Origin of the sequence: Roseofilum sp. SBFL (assembly GCF_017746885.1) — a bacterium.
Taxonomy (GTDB): Bacteria; Cyanobacteriota; Cyanobacteriia; order Cyanobacteriales; family Desertifilaceae; genus Roseofilum.
Genome location: NZ_JAGHZH010000157.1, coordinates 1 through 19,273, shown reverse-complemented (window position 1 = coordinate 19,273; position 19,273 = coordinate 1). Strand labels below are relative to the sequence as shown.

21 protein-coding genes and 1 pseudogene are annotated in these 19,273 nt (G+C 46.1%); 6 read left to right on the top strand and 16 right to left on the bottom strand.

The window, feature by feature from the left end:
- Nucleotides 1-4: 4 nt before the first annotated feature.
- Nucleotides 5-304: a hypothetical protein gene (locus J7545_RS16405; protein ID WP_318701832.1), complete on the bottom strand. Its 300-nt coding sequence runs from the start codon at nucleotides 302-304 to the stop codon at nucleotides 5-7.
- A 475-nt stretch (nucleotides 305-779) separates the two neighbouring features.
- Nucleotides 780-1,172, bottom strand: a complete 393-nt coding sequence (locus J7545_RS16400) for a winged helix-turn-helix transcriptional regulator (protein ID WP_271941990.1) — start codon at nucleotides 1,170-1,172, stop codon at nucleotides 780-782.
- A 400-nt stretch (nucleotides 1,173-1,572) separates the two neighbouring features.
- Here J7545_RS16400 and ppsA point away from each other — a divergent pair, with 400 nt between their 5' ends.
- A complete protein-coding gene (gene ppsA / locus J7545_RS16395; protein WP_318701831.1) occupies nucleotides 1,573-4,074 on the top strand; it encodes a phosphoenolpyruvate synthase in 2,502 nt (833 codons plus the stop codon).
- 341 nt (nucleotides 4,075-4,415) lie between these two features.
- On the opposite strand, the gene larB is transcribed toward ppsA, so the two are convergent.
- The 10 genes from larB to hpsL form a co-directional block, all read right to left on the bottom strand.
- Entirely contained in the window at nucleotides 4,416-5,183 is a 768-nt protein-coding gene (gene larB / locus J7545_RS16390; RefSeq protein ID WP_318701830.1) for a nickel pincer cofactor biosynthesis protein LarB, read from the bottom strand.
- A gap of 6 nt (nucleotides 5,184-5,189) precedes the next feature.
- Nucleotides 5,190-6,956, bottom strand: a complete 1,767-nt coding sequence (locus J7545_RS16385; RefSeq protein ID WP_318719872.1) for an ABC transporter substrate-binding protein — start codon at nucleotides 6,954-6,956, stop codon at nucleotides 5,190-5,192.
- A gap of 188 nt (nucleotides 6,957-7,144) precedes the next feature.
- Nucleotides 7,145-7,723, bottom strand: coding sequence for a DUF3122 domain-containing protein (locus tag J7545_RS16380; RefSeq protein WP_318701828.1), 579 nt, complete (start codon nucleotides 7,721-7,723; stop codon nucleotides 7,145-7,147).
- On the bottom strand, nucleotides 7,720-8,316 hold the full coding sequence (locus J7545_RS16375; protein WP_318701827.1) for a DUF3365 domain-containing protein: 597 nt from the start codon (nucleotides 8,314-8,316) through the stop codon (nucleotides 7,720-7,722). Before J7545_RS16375 ends, J7545_RS16380 begins: the two co-directional genes overlap by 4 nt.
- Before the next feature lie 107 nt (nucleotides 8,317-8,423).
- Nucleotides 8,424-8,732 carry a hypothetical protein gene (locus tag J7545_RS16370; RefSeq protein ID WP_318719871.1) on the bottom strand — a complete coding sequence of 103 codons (309 nt, stop codon included), beginning with the start codon at nucleotides 8,730-8,732 and terminating at the stop codon, nucleotides 8,424-8,426.
- Between the two features lie 150 nt (nucleotides 8,733-8,882).
- On the bottom strand, nucleotides 8,883-9,038 hold the full coding sequence (locus J7545_RS16365) for a hypothetical protein (protein ID WP_318719870.1): 156 nt from the start codon (nucleotides 9,036-9,038) through the stop codon (nucleotides 8,883-8,885).
- A 235-nt stretch (nucleotides 9,039-9,273) separates the two neighbouring features.
- A complete protein-coding gene (gene hpsP, locus J7545_RS16360) occupies nucleotides 9,274-10,455 on the bottom strand; it encodes a hormogonium polysaccharide biosynthesis glycosyltransferase HpsP (protein WP_318719869.1) in 1,182 nt (393 codons plus the stop codon).
- 96 nt (nucleotides 10,456-10,551) lie between these two features.
- On the bottom strand, nucleotides 10,552-11,718 hold the full coding sequence (hpsO, locus tag J7545_RS16355) for a hormogonium polysaccharide biosynthesis glycosyltransferase HpsO (protein ID WP_318701824.1): 1,167 nt from the start codon (nucleotides 11,716-11,718) through the stop codon (nucleotides 10,552-10,554).
- A 25-nt stretch (nucleotides 11,719-11,743) separates the two neighbouring features.
- A complete protein-coding gene (gene hpsN, locus J7545_RS16350; protein ID WP_318701823.1) occupies nucleotides 11,744-12,736 on the bottom strand; it encodes a hormogonium polysaccharide biosynthesis glycosyltransferase HpsN in 993 nt (330 codons plus the stop codon).
- A 33-nt stretch (nucleotides 12,737-12,769) separates the two neighbouring features.
- Nucleotides 12,770-14,458: a hormogonium polysaccharide biosynthesis protein HpsL gene (hpsL, locus tag J7545_RS16345; protein WP_318719868.1), complete on the bottom strand. Its 1,689-nt coding sequence runs from the start codon at nucleotides 14,456-14,458 to the stop codon at nucleotides 12,770-12,772.
- A 139-nt stretch (nucleotides 14,459-14,597) separates the two neighbouring features.
- On the opposite strand from hpsL, the gene J7545_RS16340 reads away from it, so the two are divergent.
- Nucleotides 14,598-14,939, top strand: coding sequence for an NAD(P)H-quinone oxidoreductase subunit M (locus J7545_RS16340; RefSeq protein WP_318719867.1), 342 nt, complete (start codon nucleotides 14,598-14,600; stop codon nucleotides 14,937-14,939).
- Nucleotides 14,940-14,951: 12 nt separating this feature from the next.
- On the opposite strand, the gene J7545_RS16335 is transcribed toward J7545_RS16340, so the two are convergent.
- Nucleotides 14,952-15,236 carry a hypothetical protein gene (locus J7545_RS16335; protein WP_413038623.1) on the bottom strand — a complete coding sequence of 95 codons (285 nt, stop codon included), beginning with the start codon at nucleotides 15,234-15,236 and terminating at the stop codon, nucleotides 14,952-14,954.
- A 184-nt stretch (nucleotides 15,237-15,420) separates the two neighbouring features.
- Between J7545_RS16335 and J7545_RS16330 the strand changes: the two genes are divergently transcribed.
- On the top strand, nucleotides 15,421-16,830 hold the full coding sequence (locus tag J7545_RS16330) for a NupC/NupG family nucleoside CNT transporter (RefSeq protein WP_318701819.1): 1,410 nt from the start codon (nucleotides 15,421-15,423) through the stop codon (nucleotides 16,828-16,830).
- 140 nt (nucleotides 16,831-16,970) lie between these two features.
- Here the strand turns inward: J7545_RS16330 and J7545_RS16325 are convergent, their stop codons facing one another.
- Nucleotides 16,971-17,318, bottom strand: a complete 348-nt coding sequence (locus J7545_RS16325; RefSeq protein ID WP_318701818.1) for a hypothetical protein — start codon at nucleotides 17,316-17,318, stop codon at nucleotides 16,971-16,973.
- A gap of 268 nt (nucleotides 17,319-17,586) precedes the next feature.
- Nucleotides 17,587-18,087, bottom strand: coding sequence for a hypothetical protein (locus J7545_RS16320; protein ID WP_318701817.1), 501 nt, complete (start codon nucleotides 18,085-18,087; stop codon nucleotides 17,587-17,589).
- A 290-nt stretch (nucleotides 18,088-18,377) separates the two neighbouring features.
- Between J7545_RS16320 and J7545_RS16315 the strand changes: the two genes are divergently transcribed.
- From J7545_RS16315 to J7545_RS16305, 3 genes are read left to right on the top strand one after another with little or no spacing between them, the layout of a single operon-like run.
- Nucleotides 18,378-18,503, top strand: a complete 126-nt coding sequence (locus J7545_RS16315; RefSeq protein ID WP_318701816.1) for a hypothetical protein — start codon at nucleotides 18,378-18,380, stop codon at nucleotides 18,501-18,503.
- A gap of 47 nt (nucleotides 18,504-18,550) precedes the next feature.
- Complete coding sequence (locus J7545_RS16310) at nucleotides 18,551-18,757, top strand: hypothetical protein (protein ID WP_318701815.1); 207 nt, start codon at nucleotides 18,551-18,553, stop codon at nucleotides 18,755-18,757.
- The gene (locus tag J7545_RS16305) at nucleotides 18,711-18,947 is read left to right on the top strand and encodes a hypothetical protein (RefSeq protein ID WP_318719866.1); all 237 of its coding nucleotides are present in this window, start codon (nucleotides 18,711-18,713) and stop codon (nucleotides 18,945-18,947) included. The genes J7545_RS16310 and J7545_RS16305 overlap by 47 nt, the downstream gene beginning before the upstream one ends.
- A 129-nt stretch (nucleotides 18,948-19,076) precedes the next feature.
- On the opposite strand, the pseudogene J7545_RS16300 reads toward J7545_RS16305, so the two are convergent.
- Nucleotides 19,077-19,273: pseudogene (locus tag J7545_RS16300) on the bottom strand (IS630 family transposase); the annotation flags it as partial.

Here is a 19,273-nt window from a genome sequence, read left to right as displayed (position 1 = left end):
AGGACTAGGAAAAGGCTGGGCTGAAGTTCAGGTTTTGATGGGTCTCTAACTGATGATTCGATACACACTTGAGATTCACCCAAATTTTGTAACCTCTCTCTGAGCAGGTAATGCAGCTTTTGATGTTTTGTTCAGCCATGTCACAGGCATAACTATAGGCTTGTAGGCGATTCTCTTGGCTGTAAGAACGAACGTAAGTATACATCTCATTCTGGTAGGACATAGCGTCCTGAACACCATTGTTCCAATATTTGAAGGGTTGTACCAATTGTTCTTGGATGATCGATGGTAGACTTACGGGCATAATCAACTCCTACAAATTCCTTGCTTGTGTGTTCCTTGATATGAATGATCATAGGATGTGAATGTGAAAAACCTGTGAAACAAAGGCTTCACATCACTCTATAAAGAGTTTACATAAATTTACGCTCTTTAGGAAATCTTTATTTTCTCTGTTTTTTGTATATATGAATACAAAAAAAGCCCGAAATGATTAGGATTCCTGACTGGAAAGTTCACAAATTTAATTGAGGATTAATTTGGCCAATCAAGAGGGCAACCTGTAGTGAATAGGATTTGCCTTTCAGATTACCATTGATTGTGCTTTGAGGGGTAAGGGGTTTAACCCCTTCTTTTTCGGAGAGTGACAGAAGAGGAAATCCAATCCTTAAAAGCTTGCTACGAATGAGGGTGAAAAAGATAATAGTCACCCTGTAGCTCCGGTTTAATTGAAAGTGAGTGTTTACAACAGTCCCTAGGAAATTAAACGGTGATGTTAACTAACCGTTACGGATGCGATCACATGAACATGATGTTTCTAACCATCGCTCTCCGAGTTCTTTAATAGAGAGTAGAACTGGTTTGAGTTCTCGGCCTTTTTCCGTAATTGAATATTCAACATGGGGCGGGATTTCAGGGTATACCGTGCGTTTGACTAACCCATGGTGTTCCAATTCTCGCAAACGCAGGGTAAGGGTTTTAGAGCTAATACCAGGTAAGGCATCCAGAAGGGCATGGGTGCGGCGATCGCCTTGGAACAGTTCCCGCAAAATCAACACTGACCATTTAGAACTAATCAAGTCCAGGACAAACTGAATCGGACAGCTTGGTACAAAACAGGCAGACTCTGGGATAGAGACTTCTGTTTCTATGGGGTTCCGTTGATAGTTCATAAGCGAATACTACTAACCTTAATGTTTATTTAAATATGTTTGTATCCCTGACTACATCCTATTTTTTCCCTTTAGGTAACTAAGGATTCAGGGCGTACCTACCTTGTAATTTTAATAGAAAGTAATAGGCTGTGAGAAGAGTGAATCCAAAGCCACTATCACGGGCAATTGCCCAGCAGAAAACGCTAAAGTCTTGGTATATCAAGGTTTCAAGCGATCAATAACTGTTAGTTGATAGTCCAAAATTACAGAAGTTGACACAAATTGAGAGAGAACTTAATCTCTCGTAACTTCTCAGGCAGTATGTGGAAATAAAACTCCATTAAAAAGTATTACTTTACTGTACTGTGCTGCCTAGCTAAGTCGAATTGAATTAAAAATCCATGGAGGATATTGAACCATGACTCAAACCTTAGCCCTAGGAAATGTAACCAGTGAAGCTCAAAAAAATGAAGCTTTCGTTCTTTGGTTTGAACAAGTTGGCATCAGCGACATTCCCTTAGTTGGCGGTAAAAACGCCTCTCTAGGCGAAATGATCCAACAATTGACTCCCAAAGGTGTGGTTGTGCCCAATGGATTTGCTACCACAGCCCATGCTTATCGCTACTTCATTCAATCCGCAGGGTTAGAAAGCAAACTGCGGGAATTATTCTCCGATTTAGATGTCGAAGATCTGAGTAACTTACGGCAACGGGGTAAAAAAGCCCGATCGCTGATCCTCGATACCCCATTCCCAGAAGATCTTGAGCAGGCGATCGCCAAAGCCTATGAAAGAATGTGCCAATGGTATGGCAATCCAGACAACGGTAACCTCAACGAAGTAGACGTAGCAGTGCGATCGAGTGCTACGGCTGAAGATTTGCCCGATGCCAGCTTTGCCGGTCAACAAGAAACCTACCTCAACGTCTATGGTGTAGATGCGGTTCTCAAAGCATGCCATAAATGCTTTGCCTCCATCTTTACCGATCGCGCGATCTCCTATCGGACAGTAAAAGGCTTCGATCACTTTGATGTTGCCCTCTCCGTTGGCGTACAAAAAATGGTACGTTCTGACCTGGCTTCCTCTGGTGTAATGTTCTCCATCGACACCGAAACCGGATTCAAAAACGCAGCTCTCGTTACGGCTGCCTATGGTTTAGGGGAAAACGTAGTTCAAGGAGCCGTCAACCCTGACGAATACTTCGTCTTCAAGCCAACCCTCAAAGACGGCTATCGTCCAATCCTGGAAAAACGCCTGGGTACCAAAGAACTGAAGATGGTCTATGACTTGGGTGGATCGAAACTCACTAAAAACGTTTCCGTTCCCGAATCTGAGCGGGGCAAATACTGCCTGAACCACGATGAAATTCTTCAGTTGGCCAAATGGGCTTGTATTATTGAAGACCACTATTCCGAAGTCCGGGGCACTTACACCCCCATGGATATTGAATGGGCAAAAGACGGGGTAACTGGCGACCTGTTCATCGTGCAAGCGCGTCCCGAAACCGTTCAATCCCAAAAATCCGGTAGTATCCTCAAGAACTACAAACTCAAAGGCACATCGGACATCGCCGTTCGCGGTCGCGCCGTCGGTGAAATGATTGGTCAAGGGAATGCACGGGTGATCATGGAAGTTCACCGCATCGATGAATTCCAAGCCGGTGAAGTCTTGGTTACCAACAAGACTGACCCCGACTGGGAACCGATCATGAAGAGAGCCAGCGCCATTGTCACAAACCAAGGCGGTCGGACTTGTCACGCAGCTATTATTGCCCGGGAAATGGGTATTCCGGCGATCGTCGGTTGTGGGGATGCCACTGAAATCCTCACCACCGGTCAAGAAGTCACAGTATCCTGCTCTGAAGGTGAAGAAGGACGGGTTTATGACGGTCTAGTTCCCTTTGATGTCATTGAAACCCAACTCGACAACCTACCCAAGACCCGCACCCAAATCTTGATGAACGTGGGTAATCCTGAAGAAGCCTTCGGTTTATCCTCCATTCCCTGTGATGGTGTTGGATTAGCTCGGTTAGAGTTCATTATTGCCAACCACATTAAAGCTCATCCCTTGGCCTTGCTGCGGTACAACGAACTCGAAGACGAGTTAGCCAAACGGGAAATCGCTAAACTTACCGCTCTCTACGACAACAAGCCTGACTTCTTCGTAGACAAACTGGCCCATGGTATCAGCATGATCGCGGCTTCCTTCTATCCCAATCCAGTGATTGTACGGATGTCCGACTTCAAGAGTAATGAATATGCCAACCTCTTAGGCGGTCGTCAGTTTGAACCCAAAGAAGAAAACCCGATGATTGGTTGGCGTGGTGCATCCCGCTACTATGACCCCAACTATCGCGAAGCCTATGGTTTAGAGTGTAAAGCACTCAAACGCGTTCGGGATGAAATGGGCTTAACCAATGTGATTCCTATGATTCCCTTCTGCCGCACCCCCGATGAAGGTCGCAAAGTGTTGGCTGAAATGGAAAGCAATGGCTTGAAACGCGGCGAAAATGGTTTGCAAGTTTACGTGATGTGCGAATTGCCCAGTAACGTGATCTACGCTGATGAATTTGCCCAAGTCTTTGATGGCTTCTCTATTGGTTCTAACGATTTAACCCAGTTAACCTTGGGATTAGACCGTGACTCTGCCTTGGTTGCCCACATCTTTGACGAACGGAATGAAGCGGTTCGTCGGATGGTACAAATTGCCATTAAAGCCGCTAAGAAACACAATCGCAAGATTGGTATTTGCGGTCAAGCGCCTAGTGACTATCCAGAGTTCGCCCGCTTCTTGGTTGAACTCGGCATTGATTCCATGAGTTTGAACCCGGATTCTGTTCTCAAGACTATCTTGGATATCAGCAAGATGGAGCAGTCGGGAACCATTATGGATGAGGTGTTAGAGGTAGCTCAGGCTAACTAATAACAAGTTTGGATTTTGGATTCACTCTATCTCAGCAATCTAAAATCCACACAAACTGCCCTGGGGAGGACATAACCCTGGGGCGGTTTTGTTTTGGATGGGCAAGATGCCCTATTCCCCATTCCCTATTCACCTGAGTTCGGGATAAGGGGAGAAGGAACAATGATGATTGGTTGAGCTTAAGTGCGAGATCTCTTTGGGGGACTAGTCCCCCAAATCCCCTACTGGGGAACGAGAGCGTTCCCCAGACCCCTCGCGTAAGGAGTGGTTGCTCGGAGCGCATTCTGAGGAAAGAGTCGCTGTTGATCCCGAATTCAGGTTATTCCCTATTCCCTAATCCCCTATTCCCTATTTACCCGTTGGGCAGTTCTGAGGATTTGGCCGGCTAAAATGGCGGCTCCAAAGCCATTATCAATATTGACGACTCCAATGCCTGCTGCACAGGAGTTGAGCATGGTGAGCAGGGGGGCTAACCCGTTAAAGCTGGCTCCATACCCGATACTGGTGGGGACGGCAATGACAGGAGAGCCGACTAAACCGGCGACGACACTGGGGAGAGCGCCTTCCATACCGGCGACGACAATGAGGACATGGGCTTGGTCTAAAACGGCACGATTGCTGAGGAGGCGATGGATACCGGCAACGCCAACATCCCAGAGTCTTTGGACGTGAAAGCCTGAGAGTTCAGCAGTGATGGCGGCTTCTTCGGCGACGGATAAATCGGCGGTTCCGGCGGAGAGAATACCGATGGTTCCGGGGTGACGAATGTGGGGAGTGCCGATCGCACAAATCCGAGCCATGGGATAGTAGATCAGATGGGGCACGCGATCGTCTAATTGATGATAGACATCGGGTTCAATGCGAGTCGCCATGACGATCGGATTGTCCTGACGCATGGTATTCATAATCTGGGCGATTTGATCGGGGGTTTTTCCCGGTCCCCAGATGACCTCTGGAAAACCGGTTCTCAGGGCGCGATGATGGTCAATCCGAGCAAATTCGCTCACCGGTTCAAAATCAAAGTATTTGAGCTTGTTTAGAGCCGATTCTGGAGTGATTTGCCCCCCTGCTACTGCCTCTAAAAGGGCGCGTAAGTCTTCATTAATCATTACTCATTACTCATCAACAATCTGTAGTTCATCGAGATTCCACAATGCCCCACCAAGGGCAGAATACTGAATGGGTTGAATGCGATCGCGCACAGCCGTCATCGAGAGTTGATTCACCAAATAAATATAGGGTAAGTTTTCCTTGACTAATTGTTGAACTTCTCCATAAATTTGCCGACGCTTACTTTCTTCTAATTCTTGTGCCCCTTGGATATACAAATCGGCAATTTTCTGCTCCCAAGGGTCGGGTTTCCATCCTTGAATCGGAGGTTGTCCCGGTTGCGGTTGTTGATTAAAACTATGTAATGAACCATCAAGTGACCAGACATTGGCGCTATTATTGGGTTCAACTCCACCTCCGGCAAAGCCAATAATATGAGCATCCCAATCCAGGGTATTACCGAGTTTATCGACTAAGGTACTAAAGGCGATGGGTTGGAAATCGACTTGAATACCAATTTTGCTTAAATCTTGCTTAATTTGTACGCCTAATGCTTCCCTAATTTTATTGCCGGCATTAGTCAGAAGGGTGAAGCGAACCAGATTACCAGCATCGTCTTCCAATTGTCCTGTACTGTTATATTGAAAACCGGCTTCTTCTAACAAGGATTGGGCTTTTTCTTGATTAAACTTGTAGATTTTCAATCCCTCTTCCGGGGAGAAATAGTAGGGACTTTGGACGGGAATATTAGAATATTGGGGTTCTCCTAAACCGCGATAAATATTATTCACCATGGTTTGTCGATCGAGAGCGTAGGCAACTGCCTGGCGAAATTTAAGGTTATTAAACCATCGGGATTTGATCGGATCGACCAATGGCTTGCCATCACGACTGGCTTTATTCAAATTAAAGGTGATAAATACAGAACTGAGGGTGGGTTGTCGTCCGTGAATGATAAATTTTCCTCGGTCTTCTTCTTTTTTTAAGAGAGAAAAATATTCTGGGGAAACATCGACTAAATCTAAACTCCCGGAACGAAATTGGAGAAAGCTGGTGTCGGTGGATTCGACAATTTGCCAAATGATGCGATCGATATTGGGGAGGCGATCGCCCCCTTCGTCTTTTTTCCAATAATAGGGATTTCGCTTAAAAATGACCCGTTGGGTTGTATTATATCGCTCTAATTGATAGGGGCCATTGACGACAATTTGCTCGACTGGAGTATCGGTTCCCCAGGTGGAGAGAAAGACGGGATTCCCCTCGGAGTCTTGGGTTTCTATGGTCGGTTTAAGGACATGGGCAGGCAAAATCGGTAAGCCGGTACTGCGTAAAAATGGGGCGAAGGGTTCGGGGATCGTAAATTCGACTCGGCGATCGTCTAATTTTCTCACCGTCGGTAGGGCGCGACTTTCACCGATCATCAGTACAAACCGAGCGGAGGTGGGAATGGCTTCATTGAGATAAACATCGTTGTAGCTAAACACGACATCATCGGTGGTGAGGGGAGAGCCATCGGACCATTGTAAATCCTCCCGGAGGGTAAAGATGATGCGCTTACCTTGGTTGGAAATTTGCCAAGATTGGGCTAATCCGGGTTCAATTTCTCCAGTTAAACCATTGGTCTCAATCAGTCCTTTGTAGGTGAGTCCAAAAATGTTGGGAGTCTCTTGACTGAGGGCGTAGTTAAAGGTTTTGGGATCGCTGAGAATGGCTTGCACCAGTTGGGGCACTTCAGCGGCAGATGTGCGAAACTGGGTAGGGCTACAGGCGGATAAGGCGATCGCCATGACCACCAGTAGCACTCTTATCCATCGACTATACGCGATCGCCATAGGTCTGTGTCTGTCTTAAGCTGCCTATTGATTGTACAGCACAGCTAAGGAGCTTAAGATTCTGGTTAAAAGCATCCTCATATAGCGCTTTGCGCTAGGGAATGGGGAATGGGGAATAGGGAATAGGCTTTTGGTACATAGCTTTGAGGATTCAACACTGTCGCTTATAACGCAAGCAAAGCGCTGTATTAATATTCATGGGCTAAATATTGCCATTCCAGAATAATCACAGCAGGAACCGAGATCCGAGTTTCCCCATTTTCCACGGGTAAAGATAGCTCTAGGGAACCGGAAGCGGAAACCAAATCCAGAATATCGGTTAGCTCGTACTGTCCCACATTGGGGGCAGGAGCTTTATCTGCAAAAACATCGGAGGCACTCAACTGCTGATTCTGGCTATCTTTGAGGTTGAGAGGAGCAGGATGTTGAAAAACCGTTTGCTCGGGAAATCCGACTAAACGTAACTGAACATTGGCTAATTCTCCCACTTTGATCCGCTTAAAGAGAATCACTTGCCAGGTTTTGCCACTCCTATCTCGCAAGCTATGGCGAGATTGATAGAGGGTTTGTCCTGGTGCTTCGAGTTGTTGGCGAATCAGAGCCGATGCGGGTGGCGAAACCAAAAGGGTAGAGGGGAGGAGGAAGAGCAGCAGGGCAACGAGAAAAGCAATGACCCTGTGTTTTCCTGGGTGAGTTGGACACGATTCCCTTAAATCTCCTCGAGAAAAGGGGACTTTAAGGAGAGAAGGGTGGGTTAGGACGTTCATTCAGATTCAGAAGCGACAGGATCGGGAATAAAGACAGCGTACATGCCTCGAAGATCTCCTACTTTAAAGTCATAGGCTAAATCTTGGGGATAGTTTTGTTTGACAAATTCTGGCCGTGCTGCTTTTGCGCCATGGCAGCCTAAACAGGTGGCTTCTACATTAATTCGGCGATAGTAGTGCTGTCCTGGTTGACCATTAAGAGTTTCATCTTGCCAGAATCCCATCAGTTCTGGATAGTTATCTAGCAGTTCAAGGGCCGCTTCTGCTTCTGGGGTGTTTGGAGCATGGGCAGGGTTGCGATATTTGACTGCTATTTGTTTCACTTGCCATCCGTTTTCTTGGCTCAGTTGTTTGGCTTTCATACCTACGGGTTTACAGACTTGCTTGAAGGTTTGTGGAGTAATGGCTTTGGTTCTGTCTTTGAGGGTTGAGGCTAGCCCAGAGCGCATGGCATCTAAGTTTTCAATTTCTTCGATGGCATGGGAGAGTTGACCAGGATCGGGGTTTGCAAGGGCTGTTTGGGGAGCGCAGAGGCTCAGGACAGTGAGGCACAGGAGGAGAGTGCCCATGGCGAGGAGTTCGATCGGTTTCATGAGTCAGACTAAAAATTATTACTTAACTTTATAGTAATGTATTGCGGTCAGAAAATCTAGCTTTGGAAGCTAGGCAAGAGAGCAAAATCGCCCAAATGTAACTGACTTTAGCCGATCGCCGGAAATTCACTCAATCCCAATTGGGCTAAAACCTGTTCGTGAGAAATCGTCTTCTTCTCTGTTTTCCTATCTTCTCGTTGCTTGGAATATAGTGGCACATCGGAGACTCTCAAAACTGGTTGAGTTAAAGCTGCTCTAAAGAGTTGCAGATCCTCAGTTAACTCTTGTAGCGATCGCCCTGTAGGACACACCTCATTTTCCGTACATCCTAGAATCGAACCATCCTCTGCATAAAACACTTCACGAATCACATAATCACCATTGTCTTCACAAAAAACACGATAATCCCAATTCACGATCACAAATCCTCCTGTTCGCCAGGAAAATAGTATATATTTGCGTCGATGGCAGCAAAGCTAGAGATCAAAATCGCCCAAATGTGAGTCACTTTAACCGATCGCTGGAAATTCACTCAACCCTCTACAATCGATCCAGACAAAATCTCATTACCTATGACTCACGACTAATGTAGAGATCGCTTTCTTTTCCAAGACATACTCGCTGTAATCAGCGAGATGATCGAGTCCTAAGCAACTAAGAACGATTTCTAAGGCTAACCATAGGGTTATCCTGGGGATTAGGGTTTTCCATCGTACTTTCATCGGTTGAGTTCCTCGACAGGAAATACAAAAACATACGAGAGGTTAGAGGTTTCGTCTGGATGATTTCGGCTATAGTTCTAGGATGCTCTGGAGATGGGGGTGATGACGGTGAGGACAGAGGGCGATCGCCTGTGAGAGATATCCTGGAAAGATGTGATCTCGGTTTTTTCTCTAACCTGATGCTTGTACTATAGATAGTCGATGGAGAAGGGAGTGGGAAAACCAGGACAGTAATTTAACTGGACGATCGCGCGAACTGTTGGTAAACGCCGATGGTTTGTTGGGCGATCGCCGACCAGCTATAGTGAGTATTAGCGTATTGTGCCCCTGCTGCTCCTCGTTTCAGTCGTTCTTGGCGATCGCTCAGAGCCAGTCGTAAGCTATCCGTTAGCGAATTGACATCACAACCACACACCCATCCAGCCGCCGCTTTTTGGATTTCTTCCCAGATATAAACGCCTGTGGAGATAACGACAGGGGTTCCGGAGGCGATCGCCTCAGCGACAGCAATGCCAAAATTCTCATAGTAGGACGGCAGTACAAACAGATCCGCATCTCGCAACAGCGCCGCTTTCTCCGCTCCCCTGACAAACCCCGGAAACTGGGTACAGGAGGCTAAGGTAGAGGATTGGATCTGCTGTTTAATTTGCTCCACATAGGCGGTATTTTGGGGATTCCCACCCGCTAAAACAAACTCAAAGTCAAAATTTTCATTCACCAAGGTTTCCAGAGCAGGAATGAGCAAATCCAAGCCTTTTTTCGGGTCAATTCTCGACATATAGAGAATTAAGGGTTTATCGGCAGGGATATTCAGGTTTTCTCTAGCCATGCCCGGTTCTGGTAGTTGGGGCAGTTGCACCCCTAAAGGTACAATTACGCCTGGGGTATCGGTGCCAAAGCGATCGGAAATTTTCGCTTCAATGCTGCTGGTAAAATGAATCGCTGCAGCTCCTTTAATATTGCCCTTTTCCCACAGAGCTGTATAGATGCGCTTCAGTTGGCGTTTTTTGCGTAAGTCCGCCGGATCTAACGTTCCCAAAGGACGCATAATATAGGGGAGTCTCCTCTGTCTGGCGATCGTCGCAGCAGCCGAACTAACCGGAGAAAATAGGGCATGAATATGGGCAATATCGTATTCTGAAGCATGTTCGGACAGCCATTTTAATAAATCTAGGGAAAATTTGTAGCGTCGGAACGGGGAGCAGCGAAAGTAGCGAGTCTGATAGCCATTTTCCTCCACGGGGCGGTCTAGGGGCACATCTAACGGCGCTTCACCCGTATCACCATTAGAATTTGTAGTTAAGATCGTCACGTCCATACCGGGTTCATTACTCAAGGCAGCAGACAACCCTTTGACCATCTGACTCGGACCACCATAGACGAGAGAAATAGAAGGAACAATTTGTAAAACGCGCATTATGGTTACAGCGCTTGGCGCTAGGGAATAGAGAATGGGGCAAGATTTAGGTTGCGGGAAATCAATTGAAAAGACAAGAACTCAACGTGAATTAATCTACAGCAACTGTTCATAAAAAGAGTATTGTTCTTTAGCCAAAGCCGTATTGGTATAGTGAAGCATCGCCCGTTCATAACCCTTTTGCGCCAAATTTTGCCTGAATTCTTGATTTTCCATCACTTGACGCAAACCGTTTCGCAAACCATCCACATTCCCTTCTGGAAATACCAATCCTGCTTCATCAATCACATGGGGAATTTCTCCAGAATCAGAACCAATGACCGGCACTTTACAAGACATCGCTTCAATCAGAACATGGCCAAATTGTTCTTTCCAACCGGCTGCGGTTAGCGTCTTAAATTTATAGGTGGTCTCAGATGGTAAAACCAGGACATCCATTAAATTAATATAGCGATAAACCTGGTCATGGGGAACACTTTCCACACAAATCAACCGGTCTCGCAATCCAACTTCTGAAGCCTTGTTTAAAAGATCTTGTTTCAAGTCACCTCGACCGAGCAACAGCCATTTCCACGGATAATCCGTAATTTTTTTCAAGGCGTTGAATAAAGTCAAAAGTCCTTTTTCTTCGACAAACCGCCCCACAAACCCTACGACAAATTCATCTGGCTCAATCCCCAAAGATATCCTCAATTCTGGTTGCTCTTGGGGGGAAAACAACTGCTCATCTACCCCCAGTTGAGGCATCACTTTGATGGGGCCATCATAGCCATGATCGCGCAGTACATCGGCTCCGTCTTGGTTGCCCGATATAATACCATGGGAATGTTTAAGATTAAATCCCTCTAACACAGAAATGGGAAATTTGACTTCATAGGGTAAATTCCACCAAGTAAAGAATACATTTTTGGCGTTCAAGTTGAGTTGCTTATTGAGGGTAATTAATTCTGCATGGCTAAATGCTTTTGCTCCTTGCTCAGTCTGCAAAATATGGGGTTTGAAGGTTTTGAGGAGTTGCACTAAATCCAGCCCAAAAGTCAATAAGCCTTGGTTATTTTCACTCAAGTTTGATAGGGGAACAACTCGAAAATTCCCCTCATCAACGGGTTGGGTTTCAATGATTTTGTTTTGCACGCCTCCCGGTCGCCATCGCTTGGGGACAACCACAGTTACTTCTATGCTCGGATCGAGTTGGGCTAATTTTCTTAATTTCTCTCGATTGAGATCGACAATGTAGGTGTGGCTGGCGATTAAAATTTTCATGATTATTTAGACTCTAATAACACCATTAAACCGATTCAGAAGCTTGCCATTGTTCATCTTGTTGGCTATAGGTTTGCCCTGTTTTCCATAATGTTTTGAGCCGAGTCTGCCAAGCACTTAAGTAACCCATGGTGTAGAACCCTGCGCGACTAACAATTTTGATGGGGGAGCCACTTTTATTGCAGGGAGGATGACCTAAAACGTGACAGTCAAATAACTTGCTAAAGAACCGGATTTGTTGACCTACGGTCAAATTCTTGAGTCCCATGAGAAAGTGGTTATGGTAGAAGGTAATCTGATATTCTAGCGATCGCGTGGAAATATCGTGACATCCTCCGGTTTCTTCCCCCAAATGCACCAAATTAGCTTCTGGATCGTACCAGATTTTGTATCCCGTCTGGCGCAAGCGCAGGCAAAAATCGGACTCTTCCCGTACCGCACTGCCGCGAAATCGCTCATCAAATTCCAAGCCATGTTTGCTAAAAATGTCACGGCGGAAGGACATATTACATCCCCGTGCAGAAATGACTTCCTGGGCTTTTGTCGTATGGACTAAATCAATGTGATACCAAGCAATTCCAGGGTCAAAAGCTTGCGGCGGTAACTCTTCAATGGTATAACTATTCTTGGACTCGCCCAACTTCATGCGGTCAAAAACACGACCAGCTACTGCACCAATTTCCGGGCGATCGTAATTGCGAGCATGGGCCATCAAATAGCCTTCTGGTAACACCACATCATCATCAATAAATAGCACCACATCTCCGCTAGAGCGCCGTACTGCATAATTTCGCGCTCCTGGTAAACTCGCCCAATTGACCCGAAACAGCTTAATTTTGCCTGAATTAGCCATCTCATCCAAGAATGCTTGAATTTCCGGCTTATGCTCGGCTGTTTGATCGACTACTAATACCTCAAAATTGGGATAATCCTGCTTCAGGACATCCTGGATACTATCGAGTAGGGGTTCTTCTCTCCCATAGGTAGGAATAATCACAGATAGAAAAGGTAAATTCATTGTTTATTCGGCGATCGCTCAGGGATTATAGTTCTATTTCTTCTTTTTACTCGATTTACGCCCATTTTTGCCAGGTTTAGCCGATTTAGATTTCTTGCGTTTTTTCGGATCGGCTTGTGCTTCCAGAAGCGCTTGCAGTTCTTCCTGTTTCTTTTGTTCTTCCTTATCAATATCAGGTAACTTTAAGGTAATACCAGCAAATAACCAATAGTAGACACATACCGGATCGGTATCTAATGGATACCAGTAAGTTTGGTAACTGATAATTAGAATAAATACCCAAAAACAAGCGCCAAAATTGCGTAAGCTTTTATCTTTCACCGAACGATAAGCTTTAAACGTTTGCCAAGTCAGAGCAGTAACCAGCAGTAAAAATAAGGCAAGCCCTGGTTTTCCTAATTCAAAGAGGACTTTTGGGAACCAAGTTTCCACCAAAAAAGTTTTACCAAATATTCTAGCCGAATTCGTTGCCCGTCCTAATCCATTGCCAAAGAAACCCGCTTCCTTCGCAGAATGTTCGGCTTGTTCAGCAATAAAATCTGCTGGGTTAGATGCACCCAATCGACCGACTAAACTATCCCATCTTTCTTGTACAACATCGGGGAAAGCTACCGCCGCACCTCCCAAGAGTAAGGTTAATCCAACTGCAATGGGAATGAACCGTTTTAGGTTGGCAACTTGACCGGTAAGCACCAGTAAAATAACGGTTACCACAGGGACAAGCATTGTCGCAATTCGTTGTCCTGAAATCACAGAACAAACAAAGTTTAATCCCATTCCAGCAAATCCCGCCATTTGCCATAGAGGAGAAGGATCGCAAAAAGCAGTGGCAAAGGTAAAGAAGGCGCTACAAATCATATACCAACCCCAGTGCCAAGGGGAAGGTAAGGTACTGGGGAGACGGATCTGACCAACCTGGGGACTGTAAGTTAAAGATCCTCCAACTAGGCATCTGGCTTCGACACTTGCTTTGAATAAATCGTCTCCTACTGCATTACGAGTGCCTTCACATGCACCGGATAAGAGCGCTCGATATTGCATGACGCATAATACACAGGTGATGATGGCCAAAATAGTTGTTATCCGGGTAATCCACAGCAATTCTTTTTTCCCCCGAATCATATAAAATCCACAACTGATTAAGGGGATGTATCCCATGAATACTTTTAAGCCTAAAATCCCTAATAAGATCGGTTTATCTCCTCCGTAAGTTTTTCCAGTTGTATTGATGACTAGGATGATAAAGACACAATACCCTAATAGGGAAAATATGAAGGGAATTAGGGGTTTGGGCACAAGGAACGGCAAACGATATCGTTGGCAGTATTGATAGATGCCCATTAATCCGGGAATGTAAAACGCATCTTTGGCTAACTGGAGGAGTGCATTTCCTCCTCCCACTCCATAAACAATAGTGCCGCTAAAGGGCATATAGATATAGAAAGCCCATAGAGCTTGAATGGGATAATTTAAGGCAAATATGAGAACACCAATCCCAAATAATCCGGCTACGAAAAATGAAGGTTCGCCCATAACGGCGAACCCAATTAAACCGAAAACAGAGCCAATTCCGATCGCCTGTCCGAGGACTCCATTGAACTTTTTGCGAGCATTGGCAGCTTCACGTTTTTTGGCAGCTAGTTCTTCTTTCGTCGGAGGGGGTTTGACTAGGGCGGCTAGATTCGGTGCTTTTCCTTTGGATTTGAGTTTACTTTTGGCCATGGGGGAAGCGGGAACTGCTCTGAAGTTATTCTTTCTGGGAGATCAATACAATGGCATCTTTGCCTAAGATAGCTGAGAGATTGCGTCCTTTGCCTAGCAATGACAGAATACCTATAGGCTGTTTTTTATTGACTATTATATGTTACTCAAATCTACGACCCGCCATATCCGCATTTTTACGGCTGTTATTGAAAAGGGAGAACTTAATCCATCTGACAATATGCTGACTCTGGATGTAGACCCAGATAATGAATTAAATTGGACGGATTCGTCCCTAAAAGCGGTCTATGGTAAGTTTGAGGAGTTGGTGGCAGCCTATGAAGGACAGGATTTAACCGAGTATAATCTGCGTCGGATTGGGTCGGATTTGGAGCATTTTGTCCGATCGCTCCTCCAAAAAGGGGAACTCAGCTATAACCTGGAAAGCCGGGCAGTGAATTACAGTATGGGCTTACCTCAAGTCGCCGTCGATCAACCCTAATCCCAATTCCCTTTAAAGACCATCAAAGGGATTCGGGGGTTGGGGTTGGGGAAGATCCTCCCCCGCCAACTCTGAGGGAGGACGTTCGTTGCTCCAACCCCACCAGGCTTGTCCGCATTCACATAAATAAAATTCTTGCCATTTACGGCGATTGCCTTCTGTGTAAACGGGCGATCGCCGATTTAACCACACCCGTTCAGCTTGCCTCGAAGTCGCCGCACAGCGAGGACAACAGAACTTGAATGCATGGGTAGCTTGTTCTGTCCAAGCTGGTGGATGAATATCAAACGCTTCCATAAACCTTAAAATTCTCCCTAAACCAACGGAGTGCTTATACCCTAAGCTTAAACCCATGAACACTAATTTTTCATCCATGATGGCTATCCTAGACTTGACATCGGTGTAATTCCGGAGTCTGATAATAATCAACGTGGTGTGACATCACCGGATTGGCTGGCTACTGTGAGGAAGCACTCTGCCCATGAATCCCATTTTAAACCTGATCTCCGCCCTCGGAATCGTTATCTTATGTCTGATTGCTTGGGTTGGTTCCGAAGACCGCAAAGTGGTTCCCTGGCGAACGATCGCCATTGGCATTACTCTACAAATGACGATCGGACTCCTAGTCTTTGTTCTCCCCACTCGCGATCTGATTGCCCAACTCAATAATCTGCTCAATGCCCTTTTAGATGCTTCAGAAGCAGGCGCTCGCTTCCTGTTTGGTGGCGATACTTCTGCTTTTGTCCCTAATCCTAACCGAGTGCTTGGCCCGGGGCCGGCAGGACGGTGGATTATGCGTGCAGTTGGTCAACCCTATGTAGCGATCCCTGGCGATAAACTTGGCTCAGATCATCTCAATCCGGGCTATATCTTTGCCTTTCGCTCCCTACCTCAAGTGGTCTTCTTTTCGGCATTAGTCGCCCTATTGTATCGATTGAATATTATTCAACCGATTGTGAAGGTTTTTGCCCAACTGTTCCAGAAAACGATGAAAATTAGTGGGGCAGAATCCTTATCCGGAGCAGCCAATATTTTTGTCGGTATTGAATCGGCGATCGCCGTTAAACCCTTCCTGGCTAAAATGACACGCAGCGAAATCTGTGCCATTCTCACCAGTTGTTTTGGTTCTATTGCTTCCTCTGTTCTCGGACTCTATGCTGGGTTTTTACGCCCTGTCTTTCCCTCCATTGCCGGTCATTTGGTCTCCGCTTCAATTATGACCATTCCCGCTTGTTTCGTGATTTCAAAAATCTTGGTTCCGGAAACTGGAGTGCCTGAAACCCTGGGCAAAATTCCTGAAGAGCCAGAGCAAGACCCCGAAAAACGACCGAATCCCATGGATAGCCTGATTATGGGAGCCTTAGATGGGGTGAAAATGGCCGTTGGTATTGCGGCTGTAATTATCGCCATTTTGGGTTTAGTGGCGCTAATTAATATGGGCTTTGATAGCCTATCAGGATTACCTGCACCAGTCGGTACGGTATTTCAAGTAGTTACGCTGCAAAATATCATGGGATTTTTGTTTTTCCCCCTAACTATTCTGACGGGGGTATCTCTGGATATTAATGAAATTTGGCAAGCTTCCGTGATTATTGGTCGTCGGGTGTTTGAAACCAATGTGCCGCCCTATATTAGTCTCGCTAATCTGAGTCGTGCAGGAGCCATTAGCGATCGCGCCATGCTCATCGTCAGCTATGTTCTCTGCGGGTTTACCCACTTTGCGTCCTATGGGATCTTCGTCGGTGGGCTTTCTTCCCTGATTCCCGAACGGCGATCGGAAGTCTCTTCCCTCGGCTTCAAAGCCCTCTGGGCCGCCACTCTCGCCACCTTAATGACCGGTTGTATCGCCGGACTCTTTGACTTGGGTAACCCGGCGACATTAGGGCGATAAACAGAAAGGGCATGAGAAGAGTCTCCAGAAGCCGGGTTTCTCGGAGAAACCCGGCTTCTGAGATCGTAGCGCAGATCGCAGGGTGGGCAGGAGAATAGGCAAGATCCTTCAACCTTGACAAGCAAATCTTGCTTACCTTACTAGACTTCCCAATTCGTGTAGAAACTGAGCAGAGCGGTGGTAGTATCCGGGAGCAGGTGCTGCATCTCGGTTAAGCTCAGGGGAGCGACTTCCTTGGAACCGGCTAAAACGGGATCTTGACGGCGCAGTGCTTGCCAAACCTGTTGTTTTTCCGCTTCTAAGGCTTGGATATCCTCGACAAACGTATCGAAGGTTTGGCGAGTGGTGGCAAGGGTTTTGTTGTCGCTGGAGTTTTGGGGAGGTTGGCGTTTTTGGTTGATTGCGGTTTGCAAGGCTTCGTAGCGCTGGAGTAAGGCTTGCACGGCTTCGGTAATCTCGCCCCCTTGATACAAGTCGTTGCTGTGCATTAAGTCTACCAGATGTTTAGAGCGGCTGCGATCGGCCTATTCTAACATTGTTCCGTCCTCCCTTTTCAACCATTGTATCCATCCCCGTAGGGGCAGGTTTCACCCAAATTTTCGCCACTCAACCATCAATATTGTGAACCTGCCCCCGCCCCTTAGATGACGACCTGTTCATCTGCTCGTGTAGATAAGCCAACCCAACTGAACACAGGCCCCCAAAAACTCGAGAGTATCTAAGGCGCTCATGAGAGCATAGCCTGCATGAACAAGGTTAGTGATTTATCCTGCCGGTGAGTGCCACTGGCCAGACACCCGATGTTGGGAAGAACAATGGAAAAAACCGTTTTAGGGCTCGATCTCTCCAAAAAAGACTTTTGGTTCCGAGTTTTTTGTTGAGGGAAGCAGCAATTTGTTCGTCAGTTTTGTTCTGGAGGAACTGCTCTAAGACAGGTTTTTCCTGGGGGGAGAGGCGATCGCATTGTTGCTCAAAGTTCTCTGCACTCATACTCTGGAAATTCTTCAGGCAGGGCAGATTCACCAACTCTGGTTTATACCTGAAAAATAGTGCAATCAGAAAAAAGCGTCCTCTTCTACGCCCATCATCTTGGTTCACGCCAAAGTGTTTATAGATATCACGCCTAATTTTCTGTACATCCGATTTGTTACTGGCGACAGTTGTAGCGATTTCCCTTCCATTTAGCAATTCGTCCAATACTTGCTGCTCTATAGAGTTGAGTCCTTCGAGTATGCGATCGAACTGCTTGTCATTCATGGCTCTATACCGATGCTATGGGAACTGACTGGTTCAGAGGTCAACATTCGAGTCTTCTGTGCTGTTGAAGTCCCAGTCCGTGTTTTTTAGGAAACAATGGTATTTTACACAGTCTCTCTCCTTTTTTACAGACTCTCACCCTATGGATCATCCGGATGTTTATAATTAGCGATTGCGTATAATTCCTTAGTTTTCAGCTTTGTACCGAGAGTGGGGATACTTTTTGTTGATTTTATACTTAGTTTTATCCTCTTTCCCCAGTTTACAACAAAAATACGGGTACTCATGATGTGATTGATTGTTCTTTATGGTTCCGTGGCGATCGCCCGTTTCTGTCCCAGCATTTTTCTCATCCCTTGCCCAAAAGAACATTCGGATGTTTACTTTTGGGAGGCGATCGCCGTTGGGTTGGTTAAAGGATGTGAGATGAGATAACCTAAAGAAGTAGCCTAGAAAAACAGCCATGGGTATTTCTGAGTTGCTGCCAATCCTGCAAAATTTATCGGATGCTGAGAAACTCAGGATCTTGGAATTTCTGCAAGCGGATCTAGATCGCCCTAAATCTCCCCCCTCTACTGATGTCGGCGAAAGCAGGCTGCGCCGTAAAGAAAATCTGCTCGTGATTGAAACGGGTTCTTTGGCTCACATTGATTTTAATCTCTTTAGATAGACAAGCTTATCAAACCGCGATCGCCTGTATGGTTGCTCTTAAGCTTCCGGGTGGGGGCATTTTTGATGCTCTGATTGCCCAAGCAGCCCTGAAAGCAGAAGTTGATGCTCTCTTCACGCTCAATCCCAAGCATTTTACACGACTGGGGCCGGTGATCGCCCAAATAACTCAAGTCCCTCAGCGATCGTAGTCATCGTAGGGTGGGCAGGCTCGAAGGTGTCGAAATTGAATCAATAGACATCTCCTAAAACTTCGTTTTTTAAACGACAGTATTACGGTTTCAGCCTAATTCTAGGAGATGTCTAATAATCCCATTTCTCTATGAAGTTGCGCTTAATAAGGCATCGACCAAGTAGTCCCATCCAGTTATCGAGGCGATCATTACCTTATCGAAGGAATCAAGGACTTGTGAAAGCCTTTGCTGTAGGCTTTTCAGGTCTTTACAGTTCTGCCATCTTAGCTTGGCTTTTAATTCTTCCCATAATCGCTCAATCGGGTTGACTTCCGGGCTATAAG